The sequence below is a fragment of the Algibacter pectinivorans genome (assembly GCF_900112595.1).
GTDB lineage: Bacteria > Bacteroidota > Bacteroidia > Flavobacteriales > Flavobacteriaceae > Algibacter_B > Algibacter_B pectinivorans.
This window is the reverse complement of sequence record NZ_FOMI01000008.1, coordinates 71206-94506: the sequence shown is the minus strand read 5'-3', so window position 1 is coordinate 94506 and position 23301 is coordinate 71206. Positions and strand designations below refer to the sequence as shown.

The following is a 23301-nucleotide window of genomic DNA, read 5'->3' as shown; positions in this document are numbered from 1 at the left end:
CAAACTTAACTCTAAAAACAAATTCTTTTATCCTGTAGTGTCATGGCACAAAATACAACCTGAAATTAAAATATCGAATGTACTACATGATAGTACAGGGTAAATGTTTTAACCGTTATAATTAATTTAGATTTTTTATTTTTCAATTTTTATTTTTACAATTAGAATGTAATGTTAAATTTAATGCATTACACCTTTAATATTATTTCATAACACACATGCACTATATCAAATTTAGAATTATCCTAGTTTTAGGAATTGTAATTTTATCCAACTTTTTTTCTTGTGACACTCAAAAAGATGGACTAGCACAAAATATAGAAAACCCTAGAAGCAAATACAATTTTAATCCTGATTGGAAATTCACCAAAGAAAACCCAGAAAATGCGCAAGACATTAATTTTAGTGATGATTCATGGAGTACAGTAAGTTGCCCACATACCTTTAATGACATTGATACTTTTGATGATTTAAGTCATGGACATCATGATGGTGAAGACAATCAATGGCGAGGTACTGTTTGGTATCGCAAACATTTCAAACTACCAAATTCAGATTCAGGAAAAAAAGTATTTATTGAATTTGAGTCTGTTCGTCAAATAGCAGATGTTTATATTAACGGAAAACATTTGGGACAAAATCAAACCGGTTTTATTCCTTTCGGTTTTGATTTAACACCACATCTTAAATTTGGTGAAGATAATGTTATTGCCGTTAAAGTAAACAACGACAGAGGTGATCATTTTAGAAATAACTTTCCTTTAGTTTGGAACCATGAACACTGGCACCCAACTCATGGAGGCATATACAGAAATGTATATCTACATGTAATGGATCCTCTTCATATTACATTGCCCTTATTCGATAATTTAGAGACCGTAGGCACCTACGTTTATGCCGAAAATATTAGCGAAAAAAATGCCGATATAACTGTTACCGCTGAAGTTAAAAATGAATATAAAGAAGATACAGATGTAAAATTTGAAGCTAGAATTGTAGATAAAGAAGGGAAAACTGTAGCCACATCTAGTACAAACAGCAACATTAAAGCCGGAGAAAAGTTTACATTTACAATAACCACAAATTTAGCAAACCCTAAGCGCTGGTTTACACGCTACCCGTACATGTATAGCGTGGAAACCATTTTAAAAGTAAATAACAAAACCGTTGATGCTTACGCAACCCCGTTAGGTATTAGAAGTTTTGATTTTAATAAAGACTCTGGATTTTCTAATAACGGAGAACACGTAAAGTTACACGGATGGGGACAAAAACCAACCAACTCTTGGGCAGGGTTAGGTGCAGCACTACCAGATTGGTTACGAGATTACACTTTTAAACTAATGGACGAAGCTGGAGGGAATTTTATTAGATGGGGACATTGTGCTGGCTCTCCAGCAGAAATTGCAATGGGCGATAAATACGGTTTTGTAACCTTAATGCCTGGTGTTAGTGGAGAATCTCAAGACGAAGGTGAAACTTGGGATATTCGTATAAAAGCCTTTAAAGACATGATTGTTTACTACCGTAACCACCCTTCTATTTTTATTTGGGAAGGCGGTAATTGGGCGGAAACCGAAGCACATTATAAGGAAATACTAGAAGTAATTAACACCTTTGACCCTAAAGGTAAGCGCCTAATGGGAAATAGAAGAGCCGATGTGAAAAATGATTCTGAAGGATACGTTTCCATTGAAATTGGTACAGAAGGTTGGGAACGTGAATATGAGAATTTGCCAATTATTGAAAGTGAATATATGAGAGATGAAGCACCTAGACGTATTTGGGATAAGTTTTCTCCCGATGATAATTTTTGGAACCATAAAAATATTAACAAAAACACATATACTATTGGTTCTGAAAGATTTGCAATTAATCAAGCCGACCATTGGTGGAATAAAATGGGAAAAAAAGCCTACCACTCTGGCGGTGCCAATTGGATTTTTACTGATGGCCCACATGGTGGTCGTTGCCCTACCGAGGTAACGCGTGCAAGTGGTGAAGTAGATGCTGTAAGACTCCCTAAAGAAGCCTTTTATGCCTTAAAAGCTATGTGGAGACCAGAACCACAAGTACATATTATTGGCCATTGGAATTATGAAAACGGTATTAAGAAAGACATATATGTAATATCGAACTGTTCTAGTGTGAAATTATATAAAAATGGACAATTATTAGGTACCAATAACACTCCCGAAAACGGTTATGTGTATAAATTTGATATGGTTGAATGGCAAGCTGGAGAAATTAAGGCTGAAGGCTATATTAACGATAAGCTAAAAACATCTCAAATTAAAACAACCATTGGAAAACCTGTGTCACTTAAGTTAACACCAATTACGGGTCCTAAAGGTTGGCAGGCCAATGGCTCTGATATAGCCTTAATTGATATAGAAGTAGTTGACGCCAAAGGAAGACGTTGCCCTTTAGCTAAAGGACGCGTTGACTTTACAATTTCTGGACCGGGCATTTGGCGCGGTGGCTATAACAGTGGAAAAGCAAACTCTACTAATAACTTATTTTTAGATATTGAAGCAGGAATAAATCGTGTAGCCGTTAAATCGCTATTACGTTCTGGAAAAGTTATAATTACGGCTACAAAAACTGGTTTAAATTCGGCGCAAGTTGAATTAACATCTTTACCTGTAAACATTAAAAATGGCATAACTACTACTCTTCCGCAGGTTTATAACGATGATTTAAAAGAAGAACCACAACCAGCATATACTCCCGAAATGCCAGAGTATATTCCTGGAATTAAAAACCGAAGTGATTTATTTAAAAAATTTAGTTATACTGGCGATGGAAAAGCCATGTTAAGAACCACAATGAATTGGGGTAAAAAAGCCTACACAGACTTAGAGCATAATTATACTGTAATTCCAAATTACTTGAGAGGTGCAGAATACATAAGAACACCTAACTCCGATAATCGCTACTGGGCTAGGGATCAATTGCAATTTATAGCAGGTAAAAAAATGCATATATATGTCTTACATGATGATAACGTACCACGACCAGAGTTTCTTTTAAATGATTACAAGGATAATGGAGATAATATTAAAGTTGGAGATATAATCATGTCTGTTTTTCATAGAGTTGCAGAAGAAGGCGAAAGCATTATAATGGCAGGAAACAGTAATGGCGATGCCCCAAGAGACTGCAGAATGTATACGGTAGTAGGGAAAAAATTTTAAGTACCTTATTAAAGGTAAAATATAGCGTACCTAAAACCTCGGATTAGTTAAAATTAAGTTTGAGTTTTTTTTAGTTCTAATATTTATAATATTAAATAATAGTCCTGTTGTTTAAGTTTAACCCGCAACTACACATTACTTACTTAAGTGATAAAAAACGGTTTTACCAGCCTGTTCTCCTTGAGGCAAGTGGATAGTAAGTTGGGTTTGTCCATTGCTATAAGTGCTACCTTCAAATATATAATATCCTTTTAAATTCACTTTAATTTTATTCAAGCTATGAGAAGGATCACTAACCGACAACACCAATGCATTCTCCTTATGCTCAAGCATTAATACACATGGTTTATTTACGGTAATTCCTCCGTATACTTTTGATACGCCCTCTTTAAAAAAAGCAATACCCGCCCAAGTTCCGTCTATAGATTCTACAGACTGTATTTTTTGAGTGTTTACAATTTTAAAAGGTTTGTTTTTATTTAAATGAATCATAGTATCTTTTGAAGCATTAGGAACAAGGATGTATTCATATTTTTCATTCTTAGGTTGTTTACCGTGTGCTAAACCTAATTTAAAAATGTTTTCGGTAAGTATTACAGGCCTGTAACGCTTAGCTACATTGTTCCAACTTCCTTCTAAAATTTGAGTAGAGAGTTTTACCTGCCCTTTATTTGGAAATAGATACCCAATATGGTCGTGTAATACCCAATCTATTTCTTGAGATACTCCTACTCTTGATGTTCTTGTTACACTATTGTTTTCACTTACTAAAACACTTCCTTTTAAAAAGGACTGATTTAAGGTCGTCGTTACAGGAAAATCTGAATTTGTTGTAATACCACTGCCCAAGCAAATTACTTTATCATTAAACATAAACCACGATTTTTTAGCAGCTAACCCATCTCGATTATAGTCCATTACAGCAATACCATTTTTACCATTGCTAACTCCACCAACAAAAGTACCATTGGTTTTAAAGCCACTAAACTTAATAATGGGCAATGCTAATGTATCTTGAATTATAGTTGTACCAGGAAGCTTTTTCCAATCCCAAAAAGGAAATACATTTCTATATGCTTCATTATGGGTAGATAACAAAGCTACACCATCTCCCATATAATACCCTTGTATATTTTCTTGATTAACCGACTCTGTACCTATAACACGCTTAGAACTCATTTTAACCGAAAAATAAAAATCTTGCCTTCTGTGTACATGAAAATCCGATTTCCAAAAGTGTTTGTTTCCAGATAGGGTTTTAGTATTTAAGACATCCTCATAAGCCTTCGCATGTGCAGTATCAAGGAGTTTCATCTGCTCTAAACACCTTTTTAATCGTGCGGCTTTCTTTTCTTGCTCGTTTAAAAAAAGTTGTCTACCAGATGCATTTACATCGTAAGTATTATTCCAAATTACCCATTGCTGCCCCTTTAAAACATAATCTCGTAAAAACTCAATTTTAGAATCTTCAAATTGAAAAGGTGTATTATTTACAAACGTGTAACACTTAATCATATCTTCTAAATAAGATAAACCGTAATTTCCAAATTGCAGTTGCGCACCGTGTTCATGATACGACCAATCAGGCTTAACACCTACACCATTAGCTATTTTTAATTCATCTTGAATAGCTTTACTAGCTATGGAAACCGAATCTTGCTTACGAAGCAATAACGAACGCAACATAACATTTGTAGAAAGCCAAACTTTATTTTGGCCAGACATTTTTATTTTAGCACGATTGAGTAAAACGATTGCTTTATCTAGTTGCTGCTTACTTAATTCGTTTTCCATTAAAAAAAGCGTTGGCAGTAACAACTCAGGAACTCCAATATGTTGATCGTGCCAATTGGTACTTAAAAAATCATTATTCAACCAATAATTTAATGCCCTATGAATTTTATGTAAAACATCTTTATCCTTGTAAAACCTAGAGGTTTTATTTTTATAATGAATGGCTAAATTTTGAACATGTAGTAAATGATTTTTTACTGGCCACCCACCTCGAACCTTATTGGAATAATCTATAGTTGACCAAGATCCATCTTCCTGTAAATTTTCTATTAATATATTCGTAGCCCTATCGTCAATTTCAGAATTCAGATAATAATTAATAACATTTTCATGAAATTTTGCTAATACTACTGGATATTTAACATTATAGTTTCTATCAGAATTAGTTGTATTGCAAGCTATAGAAAACATTATGATAGTAGTGTATACTACTATTAATCTAAAGATATGCTTAATAATTACAAACTTCATTTAAATTTCTTGAAATGAGGTATAGCTTCCTGTTCTATTAAGTTCGTCATAAATTCGCATTTTCCAATAATAGGTTTTGCTTTGTTCTAATTTAAGATTACTAGGTTTTTTGGCTTCTTTTAAAGTGCTTTGTATTTTAGTACTATTCCAAACGTCTCCTATATTGTTATTGATGTTTTCTTTGGACGATGCGACTAGAATTTGATATGCGGTTTGTTTTTGAGAACCTTCGGGTACATGCCATCTAAAAGTGTTGCCATTAAATTTATTATTATTAATGGTTAAGGCATAAGGATCTTTATACTTTTCTATTAAATCTTCACACTTTGTCCTTAAATTATTTAAAATATCTTGATACTGTTCATTATTTACAAGGTTATTTGTTTCCCTTGGGTCATCTTTTAAATTGTATAATTCTTCAATAGATTTATTATCAACATATCTAAAATATTTCCAGTCTTTAGTTCGTACCCCTTCACTTGGTGCTATATTTTTAAAGTCCCATAAATGCTCTATTAAAATAGTATCACGATCTAAACTTACACTCTCTTTATCTACTAAAGGTTTTAAACTTTTTCCGTGCCAAGTACTAGGAGCTTGAATATTAGCATAATCCAATATAGTAGAAGGTACATCAATATTTAAAGCCATAGCTTCAACATCTTTATGCTCTTTATTTCTAGGGTCGTAGATAATTAGTGGCACTTTTAGTGAGTTATCGTACATTAACCATTTACCAGAAATTTGTCTTTCGCCTAAGAAAAAACCATTATCTCCCATTAAAACAATAATAGTATTATCTGCTATTCCTTTTTCCTCTAGTTTCGATCTTATTTTAGCAATCTCATTATCAATACCGGCTAACATTCTATAATAGCCTTTAACACTATGTTGGTATTTCTCTAGAGTGTCATAACGCCAATACCAACGTAACCGATTAAAGCCATCTTTAACTAGTTGTGGCAGTTTATTATAGTCTTCATCCGAAGAAATATTTGCATCTGGTACAGTTACATTTTCTAAAACATGATTGTTTTCTTCTTGCCAAAAATACTGTTCAAGAGTGTTGTCACTTGCATGAGGTGCACTAAAACTAAGCTGTAAACAAAACGGTTTATCTGTTGGTGCCTTTTCTAAAAATTGCAGTGCCTTTTCTCCGGTATAACGTGTTAAGTGAACGGTATCGTTACCTAAAGTTTTATAATAGTAACTAGTTCTATCTTTAAGATCGTATCTTAAATCGTAATTTTCATGAATATTATAAAGTGAATCTAATTTTTTATATTTTACACCAAATTTACCATACAAACCTGTGTAATATCCAGATTTTTTTAAAACTCTAGGGAAAGCATATTCCATGTACTCATCTTTCATAGCTTTACTAGAAAAACTATAGTTATGTGTTCGCTCTTGTAAGCCACTAAATATACTAGCTCTACTTGCTGCGCAAATAGGGGTTGTAGCAATGGTGTTTTTAAAAAACACACCACTTTTTGCTAATTTATCCATTTCTGGAGTGTGGGCTAAATCATTTCCTGCATAGCCTAAAGCATCCCATCGTTGGTCGTCTGTTAGGATAAAAATAATATTAGGTTTTTCTTCTTTTGTTTTAGAAGATGTGCTTTTATTACAAGCTAGAAACGACAATCCTATTATTGATAATGTTAGTAATTTATTCATTTTAATAATATTGATTAAATAAATATATAGAAGTTTTACTTTACTGGTTTTGGTGATTGTACAACTCCCTTGCCTACTTCAAATTCCCAATGTGGAACAGCTGGCTTTTTCTTATCAAATGTGTAGTTGTATTTTTTGAGATAATAATCTCTTGATTTAAACTCATCTCCAATTTGAGCTAATTTCCCATTCAATTTATTATCTAATTCTAATTGAATTGCTTTAAACTCAGGTTTACCTAACAAATTATTCATTTGGTAAGGATCTGCCGCATTATCAAAAAACATACTTGGGCCATTAGGTGTTCTTGCATAGGTGTATTGTTTGGTTCTAATGGCTCTATAAGGTAAACTATTATAATTGCCTGCAAAAGGGGCAACACTCATTACTAATGCTACTCTATCTGCACTCGAATCAGGATTCTTTATTAGTGCTGTTAAATTTTCTCCTTCTATATTTTGGGGGATTTTTATGTTAGACAACCCTAACAAGGAGGGTAAAATATCTGGCGTGTTTATAGGTGCATTTATAATTGCACCTTTTTGCTTATCTATTCCTGGATAGCTTATTAAAAATGGGACTTTTATAGATTCATCCCATGCACGCTGTTTCTGGAAAGGTCTAACGTCATGTGCCCCCATCATTTCGCCATGGTCGGCAGAAAAAACTATAATAGTATTATTTAATATATCAAGTTCTTTTAGTTTAGCTAAAACGGTTCCAATGGCTTCATCGGTTGCGGTTGCATGTGCATAGTACCCTTGCAATTCTTCACGACTTTTATTTTTAAACTTTTCAGTAACATTTGGGTTTAAGGTTAAAGATTCTGGCGGGTACAAATCCTTATACTTTTTTTGCGCATTATCGTGCGGAAAATGCGGTGTTGCAATTGAAATGAATGCTAAAAACGGTTTGTCGTCCTTGGCATGCTCTGTTATATATTGATTGGCATCTTTAACAATTGCAAATGGCGAATACTCTTTCCAGTATTTTATCTCAGGATTATTATTATCATAATACGGCATTTTGGTGTAATTATGCGAGCACTCTAGAGCCTTCCAATAGTCAAAACCTTGGCGTCTTTCTTTTGGAATGTAATTTAACCGCCCATGTCCATCTAAATGCCATTTACCCCAATAGGCTGTGTTGTACCCTTCTGCTTTGTAAATTTCTGCCATTGTTAATTCTTCAGATGGCAAATACAAATCATTAACAAACATACCTGTTGTTGTTGGAAACTTACCTGTTAACAATGCTGCTCTGTGCGGTGTACACACTGGCATTACAGATACGGCATTTGTAAAATTCACCGACTCTTTGGCAAACGCATCTAAATTAGGCGTTTTTACATCTGGATTACCAGCGTAACCTAGAGCTGTACTTCTCCATTGATCTGTTAGAATATAAACTACATTAGGTTTTTTGACAGCAACTCTATCACCGATATTTCCCTTTATTTCTTTTCTTTTACAACCTCCTAAAACTAGGAAAACCACTAATAAACTAACACTTTTTTTTATAATTTTCATCCTTAATGGGTTAATTTTTAGCAATATAATTTAGTAAGATATTTTTAACATCATCTACTGTACCTTGTTTAAGTCCATTATTTAAGTTGGCACCTGTTATCCAATACAAAATCATACCCGCATCAGAGCAATCCCATTTTCCTTTTTGAAACTTAACTACATCATCCACCTCTGCCATTTTACCAAATAACCATACTTGTTGTAACCTTGGGTCTTTATGGTCTCTAGCCCAATCCCACTCAGCAATATTTACTTTAAGTTTTATGTTCTGGTCTGGAATTCGAACTTCTTCAACTCCAAAATCTAATATTTGTTGCCAAGTATAAAAATCTCCGGCGTCGTCATTTGCAGGGTGGTGTGTTATTACTTTTACATGTTTATGTTTGTCTTTAGAACTCGCATCAAGTGCAAAACCAATTATATCAGGTTCGCCTGCTTCTATAATCCATAATGGGTCTTCAGCTGTAGATGCGTTAATGGCTTTAGCTAAATCTTTAATAGTTTCATCTATATTCCATTTTGCATCTAAAAATTTTAGCCCATCAAAACCACCCCATCGTCTTGCTGTTACATCACAAACACTTTGCATAAGCGCGTGTCTCTCGATTTCGGCTTTTTCAGAAATTCTATTGACACGAACAATATCACAACTATGAGAATAGTGTACCAAAGTGTTTTCTAAACCTGTGGCTCTTAATAAAGCTAGGGAAATAGCAGTGCCACCTAAATCGTCAGGATCGGGTGAGTTACCATCGGCAACAACAGCAATACGACCTTTAGGCGCTTTAATTACAGGTGCTGTGTTTTGCGCAACCTTTATTGCTCCATTATAAGGTGTTTTTATGACCTCCTTACCTTTACCAACTGGGGCAAAAATAATACCAGACCAACGTGCTCTTGCCCATTCTTTTCCGTCTGCACTTCCAATTTTGGCAATTACTGTTATTTTATCACCTTTTTTAAATTTTACATTTTCCCAAAGGGCGTTATTACTTTCTCCTTCTTCAAATAGGTCTTTAGTTAATGGCGGTTTAAACGTGCCTAATTTTTTATTATTGATTCTTATAGTAAATTCTGATTGTCCATCATTTTCGCCAACAGCAACAAATACCAAATCATAATTTCCGTTTTTAAACGTAAAAGGCGTTGTTGTTTGCGCTTCCTGTTGCTTGTTTGGGTTAATACCTAGCCATTTACCTTCAGCATGTTTATAAAACCCTGTGCCTTTTATTGGAAAATCATCAATAGGTAGGGTTTTATTTTCAATATTAGAAGCTGCTATTTGTTTGTAATACGATTGCATAGGCCAAAGCGTGGTTACTTTTAAACCTTCGCCTTTTGGCGTGTACGTACTGTCTTTGGTTAAAATGAATTTATCAAACTCAAAACCATCTTCACGCATACTAAATTGTATATCATGAACACCTGCTTTTTCTATATCTAAATAGATTTCTTTAGCTATACCACAATGCTCTTCTTTTGTTCTTTGCTTACTCTCCCAGGTCCATTTATTTTTGCCTTCACACCATTGCATGCGCTGCCCATTTTTAGGCCATGCTCCATTTAATCCAACATGTAAACCATTATCCTCACTTCCTGTGCTAAATGCTCGTACCCAAACGTAATAGCGTCCTGGATTACTAATTCTAACTTTATAATGCAAGATTCCTATTTCTCCCGCCTTATTGGAAAAGTTTTCGCCTTGAACTAGCTTATCAGAATGTGTTATTCTTGTATCTGGTAATATTTCAATATAAGTATCATTACTTGCATTTATGTGATGTGGAGCGTCTTCATCACTACCTACATTAGATACAGCATTCTTTGAAGTGATATACCATTGTCTGTGTTCGAACTTGCTTTGTTTATTAAAGTATTCTGCTTCAACAGCAACCATACCGTTATTTTCTTGAAATATAACTTCGTTATCAATAATGGGCGTAGTAAATTTTGTGGACTGCGCGTTCAATAATAAACTTGATACGAAAAGCAAAAACGATACTAAATTTATTTTCATTTTTAATTATTTAAGTTTTGATTGAAATGAGTACGTTCCAGGTTGTACTTCTAATACAAATGCATCCTTGTCTGTATTAGTTAATTTTACGTTTGAATTATCTTTAAAGTTAGTATCATTTAATAAGAGTGCTTGTTTCGTATTAGCTAGAATAACAACTTTTGCTGTGGTATTTGGCGGGACCACTACTTCTAATTTAAAATCACTACCTTTTATTTCCCAAGATGAAGATACGTTACCATAAGGTGTATTTAAACTGGCTGATGATGATGTTAATGGCTCTTTTGGTACTGGTGCTATTCTAATGGTTTTGTAACCCGCTTCTAAGGGTGCAATACCAGCAATACGTTCGTACATCCATTCGCCTATGGCACCATAAGCATAATGGTTTAAACTATTCATTTTTTGCGCATTAAAACCATCTTTTTTACTATAACTGTTCCAACGTTCCCAAATAGTGGTTGCTCCTTGATTGATGGAATAAAACCATGACGGATAAGTTTCGTTAAATAATAACTTGTACATCAAGTCTATTTCACCAGTTGCATCTAAAACTTCGTATAATAAGGGCGTACCTAAAAATCCGGTTCTTAAATGATTATCGGCTTCTGCTATTTTTCTTAATAAGTGTTTTTTAGCATTTGCTTTATGCTCTTCAGAAAGTAAACCAAAGGCTAAAGCTAGTAAATAAGAGGTTTGTGTTTCTGCAACATCTTTTACTTTTCCATTCTCAAAAAATTTGTTTTCAAAAGCATTTGCAACCGTTTTATATATAGCATTATATTTTTTAAATTCTTCGGTTTTACCTAAAGCTTTCGCTGTTTTTGCTGTTAAGTTTGCAGAATGTGCAAAAAACGCAGTTCCTATTAAGCTTTTAGATGTATCACCTTTATTATCGCCATTTTCTGGAAGTGGCTGCAACCAATCTGCAAAAAAGCCCATAGAAGAAATGTTATTTTTAGTAACACTTTCGTGGTATTTTACCCAACCTTTCATGGTTTCAAAATTCTCTTCTAGGATTTCTTTGTCTCCAGTTTTTAGGTAAATTTTCCAAGGAATAATAGTACAAGCATCTCCCCAACCTGCACTTACTTTATTATTAAACAGCACATCTGGCACAACCCAAGGGATGGCTCCATTATCACTTTGTGATTCTCGAACACTTTGCATCCAACTTGCCCAAAATTTATATACATCTGCATTAAACATAGATGCTGGTGCAAATACTTGTGCATCTGCTGTCCACCCCATGCGTTCGTCACGTTGCGGGCAATCGGTTGGTATATCAAAAAAATTACCTCTTAACCCCCAAACAATATTACTTTGTAACTGATTTAATTTTTCGTGAGACGATGTAAAGGTTCCGTTTTCTTCAAAATCTGAATATTGAACTAATCCCGTTACCCAATCTTTTGATGGTTTTTTTGAAGTATCAAATCCGCTTAATTCTACATATTGAAATCCGTGAAATGTAAATTTTGGCATCCATTCAATAACACCGTCCTTTGAAGCTGTATAATAATTAGTTGACTCCGCACTTCTATAATTTTCAGTATAAAACGAACCATCTGGAGATAACTTTTCAGCAAAACGAACTTTTAATGTTTGCCCTTTTTTCATTGGCACTTTTAGCAAAGGCACACCTACCATATTCTGTTGAAAATCAAAAATAGCAGTTCCATCTTTTTCAATAATAGCTTTTGTTGCTAATTCAATTTTAGATTTAACAGTGGTATGTCTTTTAGGTTCTAGCCTTATGTCTTCCGTAACAGGAAATGTTTTTACAGACTCCCATGTTTTATCATCAAATTTAGTAGTGGTCCAATTTGGCATTTCTAAATTGGCGTCATAGGTTTCTCCATCGTAAATTTCAGAAACTCGAATCGGTCCAGATGTTGTTCCTTTCCATGTGTCATCAGATAAAATCATTTCTTTAGAACCATCTTTCATAATTAATTCTAATTGAAACAACATTTTAGGAGTTTCTGTATCGCTCCAATATGATTCCATCCAACCTAAACGTCCTGAATGCCAGCCTGCAGCAACCTCAACACCTACGGTATTTTCTCCAGGTTCTATTAAATTGGTAACATCGTAAGTAATCGTTTCAATACGTTCTTTATAAGGCGTATATCCAGGAGGCATTACATCATCACTAACATCTTTTCCATTTATAGCCACATCAAAAACCCCTTTTGCAGTAATGTATAGTCTTGCCGAAGCAACATCATTAGACAATTTGAAACCTTTTCTTAAGTATTGCGGTCTATGAATAATATTATTTTGACTTCCTAAAACCTTTTCTTTTTTTGTATCTAAACCAATCCATTTGGCTTTCCAATCATTATTATTCAATAGACCCAACTCAAAATGATTAATTTCACTCCATTTTGAAGCTTGCTTATCTTGATTCCAATACTTAACTTGCCAATATACTTTTTGACGTGATTGTAAAGCTGCTCCTTCATACTTGATCCAAGTAGATTGTGCTGTTTGTTGTTTTTTAGAGTTCCATAAATCTGCATGATCAGGTAACAAATCTGGACTACTAGCCACTACTATTTGATATGCTGATTGACTTAAAACACCTTCTGAAACTGGCAACTGCCATGAAAAAGTTGGCATTTTATCATAAAACCCTAATGGATTTTCAAACCCTTCTGAAATGGTTAATTTTTTTGCTTCTGCTATAGTTGCTTGTTCTTTACATGACGTAAAGCTCAAACAAACAGTAGCATATAACGCGTATATAAAATGTTTAAAGTTCATTTTTTTTAACATGATTTAAAGTTTAGTTTGAAAGTTATAAGTTCCTGGTTCTGCTAAAATCTTTACCGAATTTGTATCAGAACTCATTAATTTTAAATTTGAATTTTCTGTAAAAATACTTCCATTTACAAATAAATGATCTTTATTACCATAAGGAATATGTACCTCTGCAGAAGTATTAGGTGGAATTACAATATCAAGTTTAAAAGAATCATTCTCAATTTTCCAAGATGATAACGCTTTTCCATAAGATGTTTTTACACTGGCCGAAGCTGATGTTAAAAACTCGGTATTTGGTAAAGGTGCTATTCTAATTTTTTTGTATCCCGGTGCTAACGATGCTAAACCAGCGATACGCTCGTACATCCATTGACCAATAGCTCCGTATGCATAATGATTTAGACTATTCATACTTTGAGAATTGTAACCACCTTCTTTACTAAAACTATTCCAACGCTCCCACATAGTGGTTGCTCCTTGATTGATAGAATAAAACCAAGATGGATAGGTTTCTTTAAACAAAATTTTATACATCAAATCTATTTCTCCCATATCATCTAAAACCTTTGGTAGAATTGGTGTTCCTAAAAATCCTGTTCCTAAATGATAATCGGCATTCTTAATTTCTTCAAGCAAGTAATTCTGTGCTTTTAGTTTGGTTTCTGGTTTAAATAAATTAAAATAGATACCTAGCAAATAACTTGTTTGTGTTTGTTTTTTACCTGTAAACTTTCCTTCTTCAAAAAAAGCATTTTCAAAAGCATTAGCAATATTTTTATATAAAGCTGCATATTTTTTAGCATCCTCTGTTTTGCCTAAAACATTAGCAATTTTAGAGACTAAATGTGCAGAGTGCGCAAAAAAAGCTGCGTGAATTAAATCTTTTGGAGTGTCTCCTCTATTTGCTTTTTTAAGCATTTTAGAAGGATAAGGCTGTAGCCAATCTCCGAATGAATGCATTTTTGGTAAATAAGGTTGCTTTTTTACTTTAGATTGATAGTACCCAACCCATTTTTTGGCTGACTCGTAACTTTCCTCAAGCACCGTAATATCACCTGTTGTATTGTATATGTCCCAAGGAATAATTACAGCTGCATCACCCCAACCAGAACTTCCATTTTTATTTTGAAGAACATCTGGCACAATGTAAGGTACTAAACCGTTTTTATGTTCAGACTGATTTTCTCTTAAACTTTGCAACCAAGCTGTCCAAAAAGCGTGAGTATTATAATTAAACAATGCTGTTGGCGCAATTACCTGTGCATCTCCTGTCCAACCTAAACGTTCATCACGTTGCGGACAATCTGTGGGAATATCGAAAAAATTATCTCGTAAACCCCATGTAATATTACTTTGTAATTGATTTAACTTATCGTGAGATGATGTAAACGTTCCGTTTTTCTCAAAATCTGAATGTTGTGCTATACCTTGCACCCAAGAAGCGTCTGGTTTCGCATTTTTATCGTAACCACTTAATTCTAAAAATTGAAATCCGTGAAACGTAAATTTAGGCATATATTCAATCATACCATCTTTACCTGCTACGTAATAATCGGTTGACTTTGCAGAACGGTAATTTTTGGTGTAAAAGGTATCATCTTTTAGTAACATTTCAGAAAAACGTATTTTTAAGGTATCGCCTTTTTTCATAGGTACTTTTACTCTTGGCACGCCTACCATATTTTGTTTCATATTAAAAACCGATGTATTTTCTTTAACCGAAACAATTTCTACATCGTTTAAAACGATTTGATTTTTTACAGTGTGATGTCTTTTTGGAGCTAATTTAACATCCTTGGCAATCGCCTCAACTTCAACCGATTTCCAGTTAGAGTCGTCAAAAGCAGCAGTGTTCCAATTTGGTATTTCAAAATTTGCATCATACACTTCGCCATCGTAAACACTCGCTAAACGTATTGGCCCGTTGGTTGTTCCTCTCCAAGATTCATCAGAAATAATGGTTTGTTTTGATCCATCTTTCAGTACAACTTCTAACTGACATAGAATTTTTGGTGATGCAAAATTTTCATATAACGCTCTACCTCTACTAATTCTTCCAGAATGCCATCCTGAAGCTAACTCAACCGCTAAAGCGTTTTTACCAGCTTGTAAAAGTTTAGTAACATCATAAGTCAATGTTTCTATACGATGATTATATGGTGTCCAACCTGGCGTCATAACATCGTCACTAACATCATTCCCATTTAAATGCACATCAAAAACACCTTTTGCTGTAATATAAAGTCTTGCAGAAGCTACATTCGAAGCTAACTCAAAACCTTTTCTTAAATATTGTGGCCTGTGCATTAAAAATTCACGAACGCCTTTAATGCTATCTTTTGCGGTGTCTAATCCTGTCCATTTTGCTGTCCAATCAGAATTATTTAATAGTCCTAACTCAAAAGAATTGGTTTCGCTCCAATCTGAAGCCTTTTTATCTTGATTCCAATACCTTACTTGCCAATATACTTTTTGTCTAGATTTTAGTTCTTTTCCTTGATACTTTACAAAAGTAGATTGTGTACTTTTTTGTTTTTTAGAATCCCATAAATCGGCATTATCGGGTAATAATTCTTTTGTCGATGCTACAACTATATGGTAAGCAGATTGCGATTTAATTTGTTCTGATACAGTTAATTTCCAAGAAAATGTTGGATTGGGATTATAAAACCCTATTGGATTTTTAAAACCTTCGGAAATCATTAAAGATTTTACCGCTCCTATTTCTTTTTCTTTACAACCAAACAAAACAAGCGATAATAAAACAAAACTATAAATTATAATATACGGCTTGTTTATATTAAATAATTTCATTTCAATTATGCTTTTCGATGTTATTTTCAAGAAGTTAAGTGCTTATAAAAATTAATGACTAATATGCATTTTTTTACAAAACAAACTATCCTGTACTGTCTCGATTTTTTTTGTGTTATACCACATATAATTATACTTTAATTTTTACATAAAAAAGAGCTAGAAACATTAAAATTCCCTAGCTCTTTTAACTCTAAATTATTTGCTTACTATTTAGTTAACAATAAGTTTCGAATAGAAAACTCTTTTCTTATCATCAATTACTTTTATTAGGTAAAGTCCTGTTTTAAATCGGCCATTATTTTCAATATAAATTCTATTGGAATTATTTACCTTATTTTGAAAAATCACCTTTCCTAGCATATCATTTATAACAACAGTGGCTTTATTTACTCCATTTAATAAAATGGTAAATTGATTCTTTGCTGGATTAGGAAAAACCCTTGCAGAAAACATATTAGATTCTGATTTTGTTGTACTTAATGTTGTTGATTCCACAATCCATTTAGACCTGTCATTAGAATTTCCAATATGCTCTATTATACCACTAGTATTTTGAAATAAGTAATTAGAATTATTTCGAGTTAAAAATTGATATGTGCCGTCACTACTATTATAAGCGACACTAAATTGTTTATCACTATCCTCTCTGGGAGCACTAAAACCAGTATTAATAATGTCGTTTGGTGGGTTTCCGGCTGCTCTTAAAATACCACGATCGGACCTTTTACTTTCAATATTATAATAGTCTCCAGCTTTAACAAATTCCCATTCCTTGTCACCAGAAGCTACGTTGGTGGCATTATCACTTTCAACCACATCCGAACCTACCGAATGTAAATACTTTCCGGTAACAAAATTCTTAATTCGGTAAATGTCACCTGTTAAATCGGTTGGATCAAACTCACTAACGTTAACGGTATTTTCTATAGAAGAAACCGTTTGATTATTTGTGTTATAAGCTATAGCTTGAAGCGTATAGTCTCCTTCTACCGTAGGTGACCAATCAAGAGTATAAGGTATACTATTGTCCTCACCAAAATAAGAACCATTTATCCAAAATTCCACCTTAGATATATGGCTATTTTCATCGACCGCATTCGCTGAAATCTGAATTGTTTCTCCTATACTAAAAGATGCACCATTAGATGGCGAGCTTAAGGATACTCTAAAAGGATCTTTCACTATTCCTAAATCTATTATTTGTAAATAAAGTGGTTGTGCACTACCGGAAGCATTCTCCATTAAATAATAGTACAGTTTTCCATTATCAACATAGACCCTCCCGTGGTCAAAAGTTCTTCCTGAAGTGGCTTGATACACTCTTGTAAAATTATTAGTGCCACCTTCAGTCTTTTCTACAAATACTCTGCCACCAGACAAACCTATAATAAACACATCATTTCCAGAAGTATATATAGATGAAGCGCCAGAAAAATCTTCTGATGTTATAAAATCTGTTGCTCCTGATGGTTTGTAGGTATGTAAATTTTTAGTAACCCCAAATTGATTATCTCGTACTCTACTTATAATATGCACATCATCGTTTTCAGTAACTGTCCAATCAAAACCGGCAACAATATTTAATGCGTTTGTATTAGTACCTTGAACATAGTCACCAGGCTCCATAACTTTAATAAAATCGGCATCATAAAGCGGTGTGCTAAAATTTTGACCTTGGTGGTTTTTCCAATCCGTAGCTCCACTTTGATCATCAGAATACGCATAATATACCCCATTTTGGTACTCGAACTTATCATTATTATTTTGTGAACGTCTTTGAAAACCAATGCGCATCTTACCGTTTACGTATTTAATATCTCCGTATAATCCCCAATTATAGGTTATATCTGGTTGGCTCCTAGCATTTAAAGCATTAAAATCTATAAAATTGGACCACGTGGCTGTTGTAGCATCATAACGAGAAAATTTGTACATTCCATTATTATTTCCGCCTTCACGCATCCACATAAATAAATCACCTGCATCATTTAAGAAGAAATTAGGGTAAGTTAATGCAATAAATTCATTTTGAGGAGCACTACCTGTTAACCTTAAGTGCTTATAACCACCACTACTATTTTGTACAAACTTATCTAGTGTAAATTCTTCATCTGGCAAAGACGCCGCATTTTCAATAGAGTAAGAATATCTAAAATAATCATTAGCTAAACTACCGTTTGACGGCCTTGAACTACTGTAAGCGTGCATGTCATACAATAAATGTATGGTCCCATTTAAAGGACTAACTCCTATTGCAATAGCATTGTGCGATTCCCCAAGCCACCATCTGTTTTGAAAACCAGTATGCCTATGTGGGAATTCTATTGTAACTATAGTTTGTGTAACTGTGTTATACCTCGTTAACATAACATGCCTATCTGTTTTACCACCTCGATACCAAGTCATAAACACATAGTCACCATATGTTTTTATACAGTCTCCATGTGCCGAAATATTACGACCAAAAACATAATCGTATTCTGTATTTGATCCATTATCAGCCGAAGAATTACCTACTTTACTACCATTAAAGTGCAAACCTAAATCCGTAATTTTTATTTCATTTTCTAAAACAACTTGTGCACTGCCTAGAAATGAAAAAAGTAAAACAAGATGCAGAATAAAAATGTTTTTAAAATATTGTTTCTTTAAGTATTTGTTTTTCATAGTTTTTATTTTTTTTAGTATTCTGCAAAAAAGTTTAGAATACTCTTACGTTACTCCATATAAAAAAGCTCTTGTAAAGGTATTGAAACCGGCGAATTATCGGGGTTAACTTCCATTACGTCTGCCATAAAATCCCACCATTTTTTAACAATTTGGTTGCTTGCTAAATCTTGAGAACTATTATTTCCAGAAACTTTTTGAAAAGCAAATAATGTATTTGTTTCTTCGTCAAAAAAAATAGAATATTCGCTTACTCCATTATCCTTTAATAATGCTTTAAGTTCTGGCCAAATCTCATTATGGCGCTTTTTATAAATTTCTTTTTGTCCTTTATTTAATTTCATTTTAAAGGCTAATCTTTGCATAATTATATCTTGTCTATTAATTTATAAAACACAGTATTTATCCAACATTTAGATAATTAATATCATTTATCTAATTGAGGGTATAACGATCTTTGATCCTTAGGAAATTGTCTATCTAATAGCTTTTCCATTTTAATTAATTCTTTTTGATAGATTGGATTATTTTTCAAATTCACATTTTCTTTCATGTAATCTTGACTACAAAAATAAAGCTCTTTTTCTAAAAGCTTATTCTCTTTATTATTCCACCACTCGGTATACCTAAACTCACCATTGGTACAAGTAAAACCCATAATTCTTTTACCTCTAGGGTATAAACTATAAGCTGCTTCCTCCCATTTTAAATTAGGATTATTAATTACAGGTAAAATACTATTTCCATCCAAAACTTGTTTTTGTAAACCACAAAATTCTACCAGTGTAGGAAAAAGATCTACGTTTTCTACAAATGCTTGAGATATGGCATTAGTTACCCGATTTTCGTAACCAGTTTCTCTACTAACAATAAGAGGTACATTTACATCAATTTCAAAATTACTGTGTTTACACCAAGCACCATACTCGCCAATTTTATAACCATGATCACTCATAAGTACCACCATAGTGTTTTTACGTAAATCAAGCTCATTTAGAGTTTTCATAACTTTACCAATTTGGGCATCTATATAACTAATGGATGCATAATAACCATGAATAAGATTTTTAGCTAGATTATCTTCTAAAGGGCCTTCTTTAGGTATACCATGATAGTTTCTTAATTCTCCCCAATTTGTTAATGCTAGGTTATACATATCTTTTGGCACCACCTTAGCTGGCACGACAAATTGAGATTTATTGTACATATCCCAATACTTTTTAGGGGCATTAAAAGGAAGATGAGGTTTCGTTAAGCCAACGAACATTAAAAATTTTTCGTCTTTAATTTTATGAAGTGTTTCTATTGCATCATTGGCTGCACGTCCATCTTTATAAGCTTCATCTTCAACATTTGCAAATTCAAAAGCTGGCCCGTTAGATTTAATTCCAGCCTTTTTAAGACTATCAACTATCTTTAAACTTCTTGGTAACACCCAAGAGTTTACTTCCTTAGGAAAATGAGTACTCCAACTTTCTTTATCATCATTGGTATGATGGTACACCTTACCTACACTAACCGTAGTATAGCCTTGATTCTTAAAAAATTGAGGCATCGTTAACATATCTTTATGTCTGGAACGCAATGGTGTGAAAATGGAATAAATACCAATACGCTCTGGACGCAATCCTGTTAATATACTCATACGCGAAGGTGCACAGATAGCTTCTTGTGCATAGGCCTTATTAAAAAGGACACCATCTTTAGCTAATGCATCAATATTAGGACTTTTTACTATTTCATTACCATAACATCCTAATTCTGGTCTTAAATCATCTACTAAAAAAACAACAACATTAGGCTGTTGTTGGGCATATAAATTACAGCCAAAGCTTAGGCTAAATATTAAAATTAAAATTGTTTTTGTTAAAGTCATAATTTTAAAAATTCTCTTTTTCATTAAGATTAAAAACTTTTTATTGTATTGCATTATTTTTTAATTAGGTTATTATTGCAAACCTTAAATAATAAATTGATAATTTTAGATTAATATGTAGTAACAACTTAAACGTTAATATTTATATATTTTTATTAGTAAAACGTTTTGATATATTTAAAAATATTTAGTTCTATCAAAAAGTACAATAATATTAAGTGAGCCATATCACTACATGTATCTCTATTAAATTTAGAAACATTAGTTCGTTCTGTCATGTTAAAATTATACAAAAGCATTTAATCCAATTACTGCCTTTTATGTTGTAACCTTTTCCTTTAATTTATCTATAAAATTTATAACTAAAAAAAACATACTACACTAAGGAATCCTCAAAAACCCTGCCATGTACACAAATTATCATTTTGTTTTCAAAAGATTTATAGACAATTACATTTATGTATTATTAATACTTCATTAACAATATTTATAAGACAAAATCAATAAAACATTAAACATTTATTTGCCTTCAAAATGCATAATGGGTGGGGCATATAAATAAGCATCTTCCTAAAACATAAAGATGGTTTGTATATTTTTTATTTTGTTCATATTTATAACAGCATTTCTCCTACTTAAGTAAGTTAAACTATGTGATATATTTAAGATGTTTTCTAAAATCACATCTTGATATTTAGTTTAGACGTGTTTATATACAACTCCTTACTAGCTTTAAAACCAATACGGTGGGCTTTAACTAACAGTTCATCTCCTATTTTAACACGGATTGGTTCTGTATAAATACTCCACGATTTAGAAAACCCTCCTTTTTTATTTTTAATCTTATAACCTATTGAAGACCCCTCTGTACCACAATTTATTGTTAATATGTTGTTAGATAATTTTACAGTTGGATTAATTGTTACAGGCTGTTTCTCCTGGCCATTCCACAGTTTATCTATTAATTCAATTTCTGGTAAATTAGGATAATCCCCAATACTCGGTAACCAATTATCCATTTCGTTTCGTAGCTCTTGCAATTTTTCTTTATACTCTGGATTAGCGGCAAGGTTATTCAGCTCGAAAGGATCGGCAATACAATCAAACAATTCTTCTTCAGGCTTATTTTCTCTAAACCATTGTTTTTGAACATCGTTTAATTTACCCTCAGTTTTTAACCTTAAAAGTTCCTGCATACTCGGAATTTTTTCTCGGTATGCTAAAGGTAAATAATAACCTTGTTCTGGTCTATAATTTCTAATGTACTTAAATTGATTATCTCTTACTGCACGTATTACATCGGTAACTTCATCAAAACGATCGGCTGCTGCATGAATATATTTCCTTGCTTTTTTAGCTTTATAGTTTCCTAAAAAAGCTTGACCTTGCATATATTTTGGTGGTTCCACATCTATTAACGATAACAATGTGGGAGCAAAATCTATAAAACTGATAAGCTGATTGTCTTTTGTATTAGCCTTTTGTTTTTTTGGAAAACGAATTATCATTGGTGTATTTAAACCCGAGTCATAAATTAATCGTTTCTCTCTTGGTAAAGGGCCACCATGATCGCCATAGAAAAACACAATAGTATTATCTAACAAGCCATCGTCTTCTAATTGTTTTAAAACAGCTCCAACCTGTTTATCCATCTCAGCTATATTGTTATATAGTTTCCACATGTCATTGCGAACTTTTGGAGTATCAGGTAAATACGGCGGAATATTAAATTTTGTGTCTTTAGGTAAGTGTTTCGTTATTTCCGATTCTGGAATCCTATTTTTAGAATCGGGCAATCCATTTTGCTTCCATACATACGTGGTATCCCCTTCGTGGTAATGCCTGGTTTCAACATTTCTATATCCATAAGGCTCAAATAAACCAGACTCATGGGTTTCGGTAAAATTAATTACAGAGAAAAAAGGCTGATTTTCCGCTCTATTCCTCCAATGTGCAAAATAACTACTTTCATCCCAAGCGGTTACTGGTGCTTTAAATTGGTAATCTTCCTTGTAATTGTTTGAGCAATAATACCCGTTCATTCTAAGTAACTCACTTACCATTTTAACACTTGGCGGTGGCACTGCTTCGTAAGCTGGTAATCCTGTGGCCTTTGTATTTGAATTAGTACGCATATGATTTGCTCCAATACTAGAAGGATACATACCTGTTGCAATGGCAGCTCGACTAGGCGCACAAACTCCAGATGTGGAATACAGGTTTGGATAAACAACACCTTCGTTTGCTAAACGCGTTAAATTTGGAGTTTCAACTGTTAAATCCCCAAATGGAGGTATATAAGCGCCCATATCCTCAGTAACCAACCACAAAATATTGGGACGTTTTGGCAAGGACAAATTATCCGATTCTTGCTTGTTACTTTCGCTATTAGCCTTTTTATTTTGACAACCAAATAAACAGATACAAATTAAAAAGGCCAAGGTTAAAATTCTCATGATAAAAATAGGTTTACTCTAATTCGCT

At 33.2% G+C, this 23301-nt stretch carries 11 protein-coding genes; 1 reads left to right on the top strand and 10 read right to left on the bottom strand.

Annotation, left to right across the window (positions count from 1 at the left end):
* Positions 1–218 precede the first annotated feature (218 nt).
* Positions 219–3197, top strand: coding sequence for a glycoside hydrolase family 2 protein (locus tag BMY96_RS12195; protein ID WP_092852560.1), 2979 nt, complete (start codon positions 219–221; stop codon positions 3195–3197).
* A gap of 135 nt (positions 3198–3332) precedes the next feature.
* On the opposite strand, the gene BMY96_RS12190 is transcribed toward BMY96_RS12195, so the two are convergent.
* The 10 genes from BMY96_RS12190 to BMY96_RS12140 form a co-directional block, all read right to left on the bottom strand.
* Positions 3333–5462 (bottom strand): polysaccharide lyase 8 family protein, encoded by a 2130-nt coding sequence (locus BMY96_RS12190; protein WP_092852558.1) that lies wholly within the window; start codon positions 5460–5462, stop codon positions 3333–3335.
* The gene (locus tag BMY96_RS12185) at positions 5463–7142 is read right to left on the bottom strand and encodes a sulfatase family protein (protein WP_092852556.1); all 1680 of its coding nucleotides are present in this window, start codon (positions 7140–7142) and stop codon (positions 5463–5465) included. It lies immediately after the preceding gene.
* A 35-nt stretch (positions 7143–7177) separates the two neighbouring features.
* The gene (locus BMY96_RS12180; RefSeq protein WP_092852554.1) at positions 7178–8671 is read right to left on the bottom strand and encodes a sulfatase family protein; all 1494 of its coding nucleotides are present in this window, start codon (positions 8669–8671) and stop codon (positions 7178–7180) included.
* 10 nt (positions 8672–8681) lie between these two features.
* Positions 8682–10688 carry a hypothetical protein gene (locus BMY96_RS16090; RefSeq protein ID WP_217639599.1) on the bottom strand — a complete coding sequence of 669 codons (2007 nt, stop codon included), beginning with the start codon at positions 10686–10688 and terminating at the stop codon, positions 8682–8684.
* 6 nt (positions 10689–10694) lie between these two features.
* The gene (locus BMY96_RS12165; protein ID WP_092852745.1) at positions 10695–13457 is read right to left on the bottom strand and encodes an alpha-L-rhamnosidase; all 2763 of its coding nucleotides are present in this window, start codon (positions 13455–13457) and stop codon (positions 10695–10697) included.
* Between the two features lie 15 nt (positions 13458–13472).
* Positions 13473–16271, bottom strand: a complete 2799-nt coding sequence (locus BMY96_RS12160; protein ID WP_092852552.1) for a family 78 glycoside hydrolase catalytic domain — start codon at positions 16269–16271, stop codon at positions 13473–13475.
* Positions 16272–16484: 213 nt separating this feature from the next.
* The gene (locus BMY96_RS16025) at positions 16485–18941 is read right to left on the bottom strand and encodes a BNR-4 repeat-containing protein (RefSeq protein ID WP_175473567.1); all 2457 of its coding nucleotides are present in this window, start codon (positions 18939–18941) and stop codon (positions 16485–16487) included.
* A 50-nt stretch (positions 18942–18991) separates the two neighbouring features.
* The gene (gene rhaM / locus BMY96_RS12150; protein WP_092852550.1) at positions 18992–19306 is read right to left on the bottom strand and encodes an L-rhamnose mutarotase; all 315 of its coding nucleotides are present in this window, start codon (positions 19304–19306) and stop codon (positions 18992–18994) included.
* A 62-nt stretch (positions 19307–19368) separates the two neighbouring features.
* Positions 19369–20817 carry a sulfatase gene (locus tag BMY96_RS12145; RefSeq protein WP_092852743.1) on the bottom strand — a complete coding sequence of 483 codons (1449 nt, stop codon included), beginning with the start codon at positions 20815–20817 and terminating at the stop codon, positions 19369–19371.
* A gap of 680 nt (positions 20818–21497) precedes the next feature.
* Complete coding sequence (locus BMY96_RS12140) at positions 21498–23273, bottom strand: sulfatase family protein (RefSeq protein WP_092852548.1); 1776 nt, start codon at positions 23271–23273, stop codon at positions 21498–21500.
* Between the last annotated feature and the right edge of the window lie 28 nt (positions 23274–23301).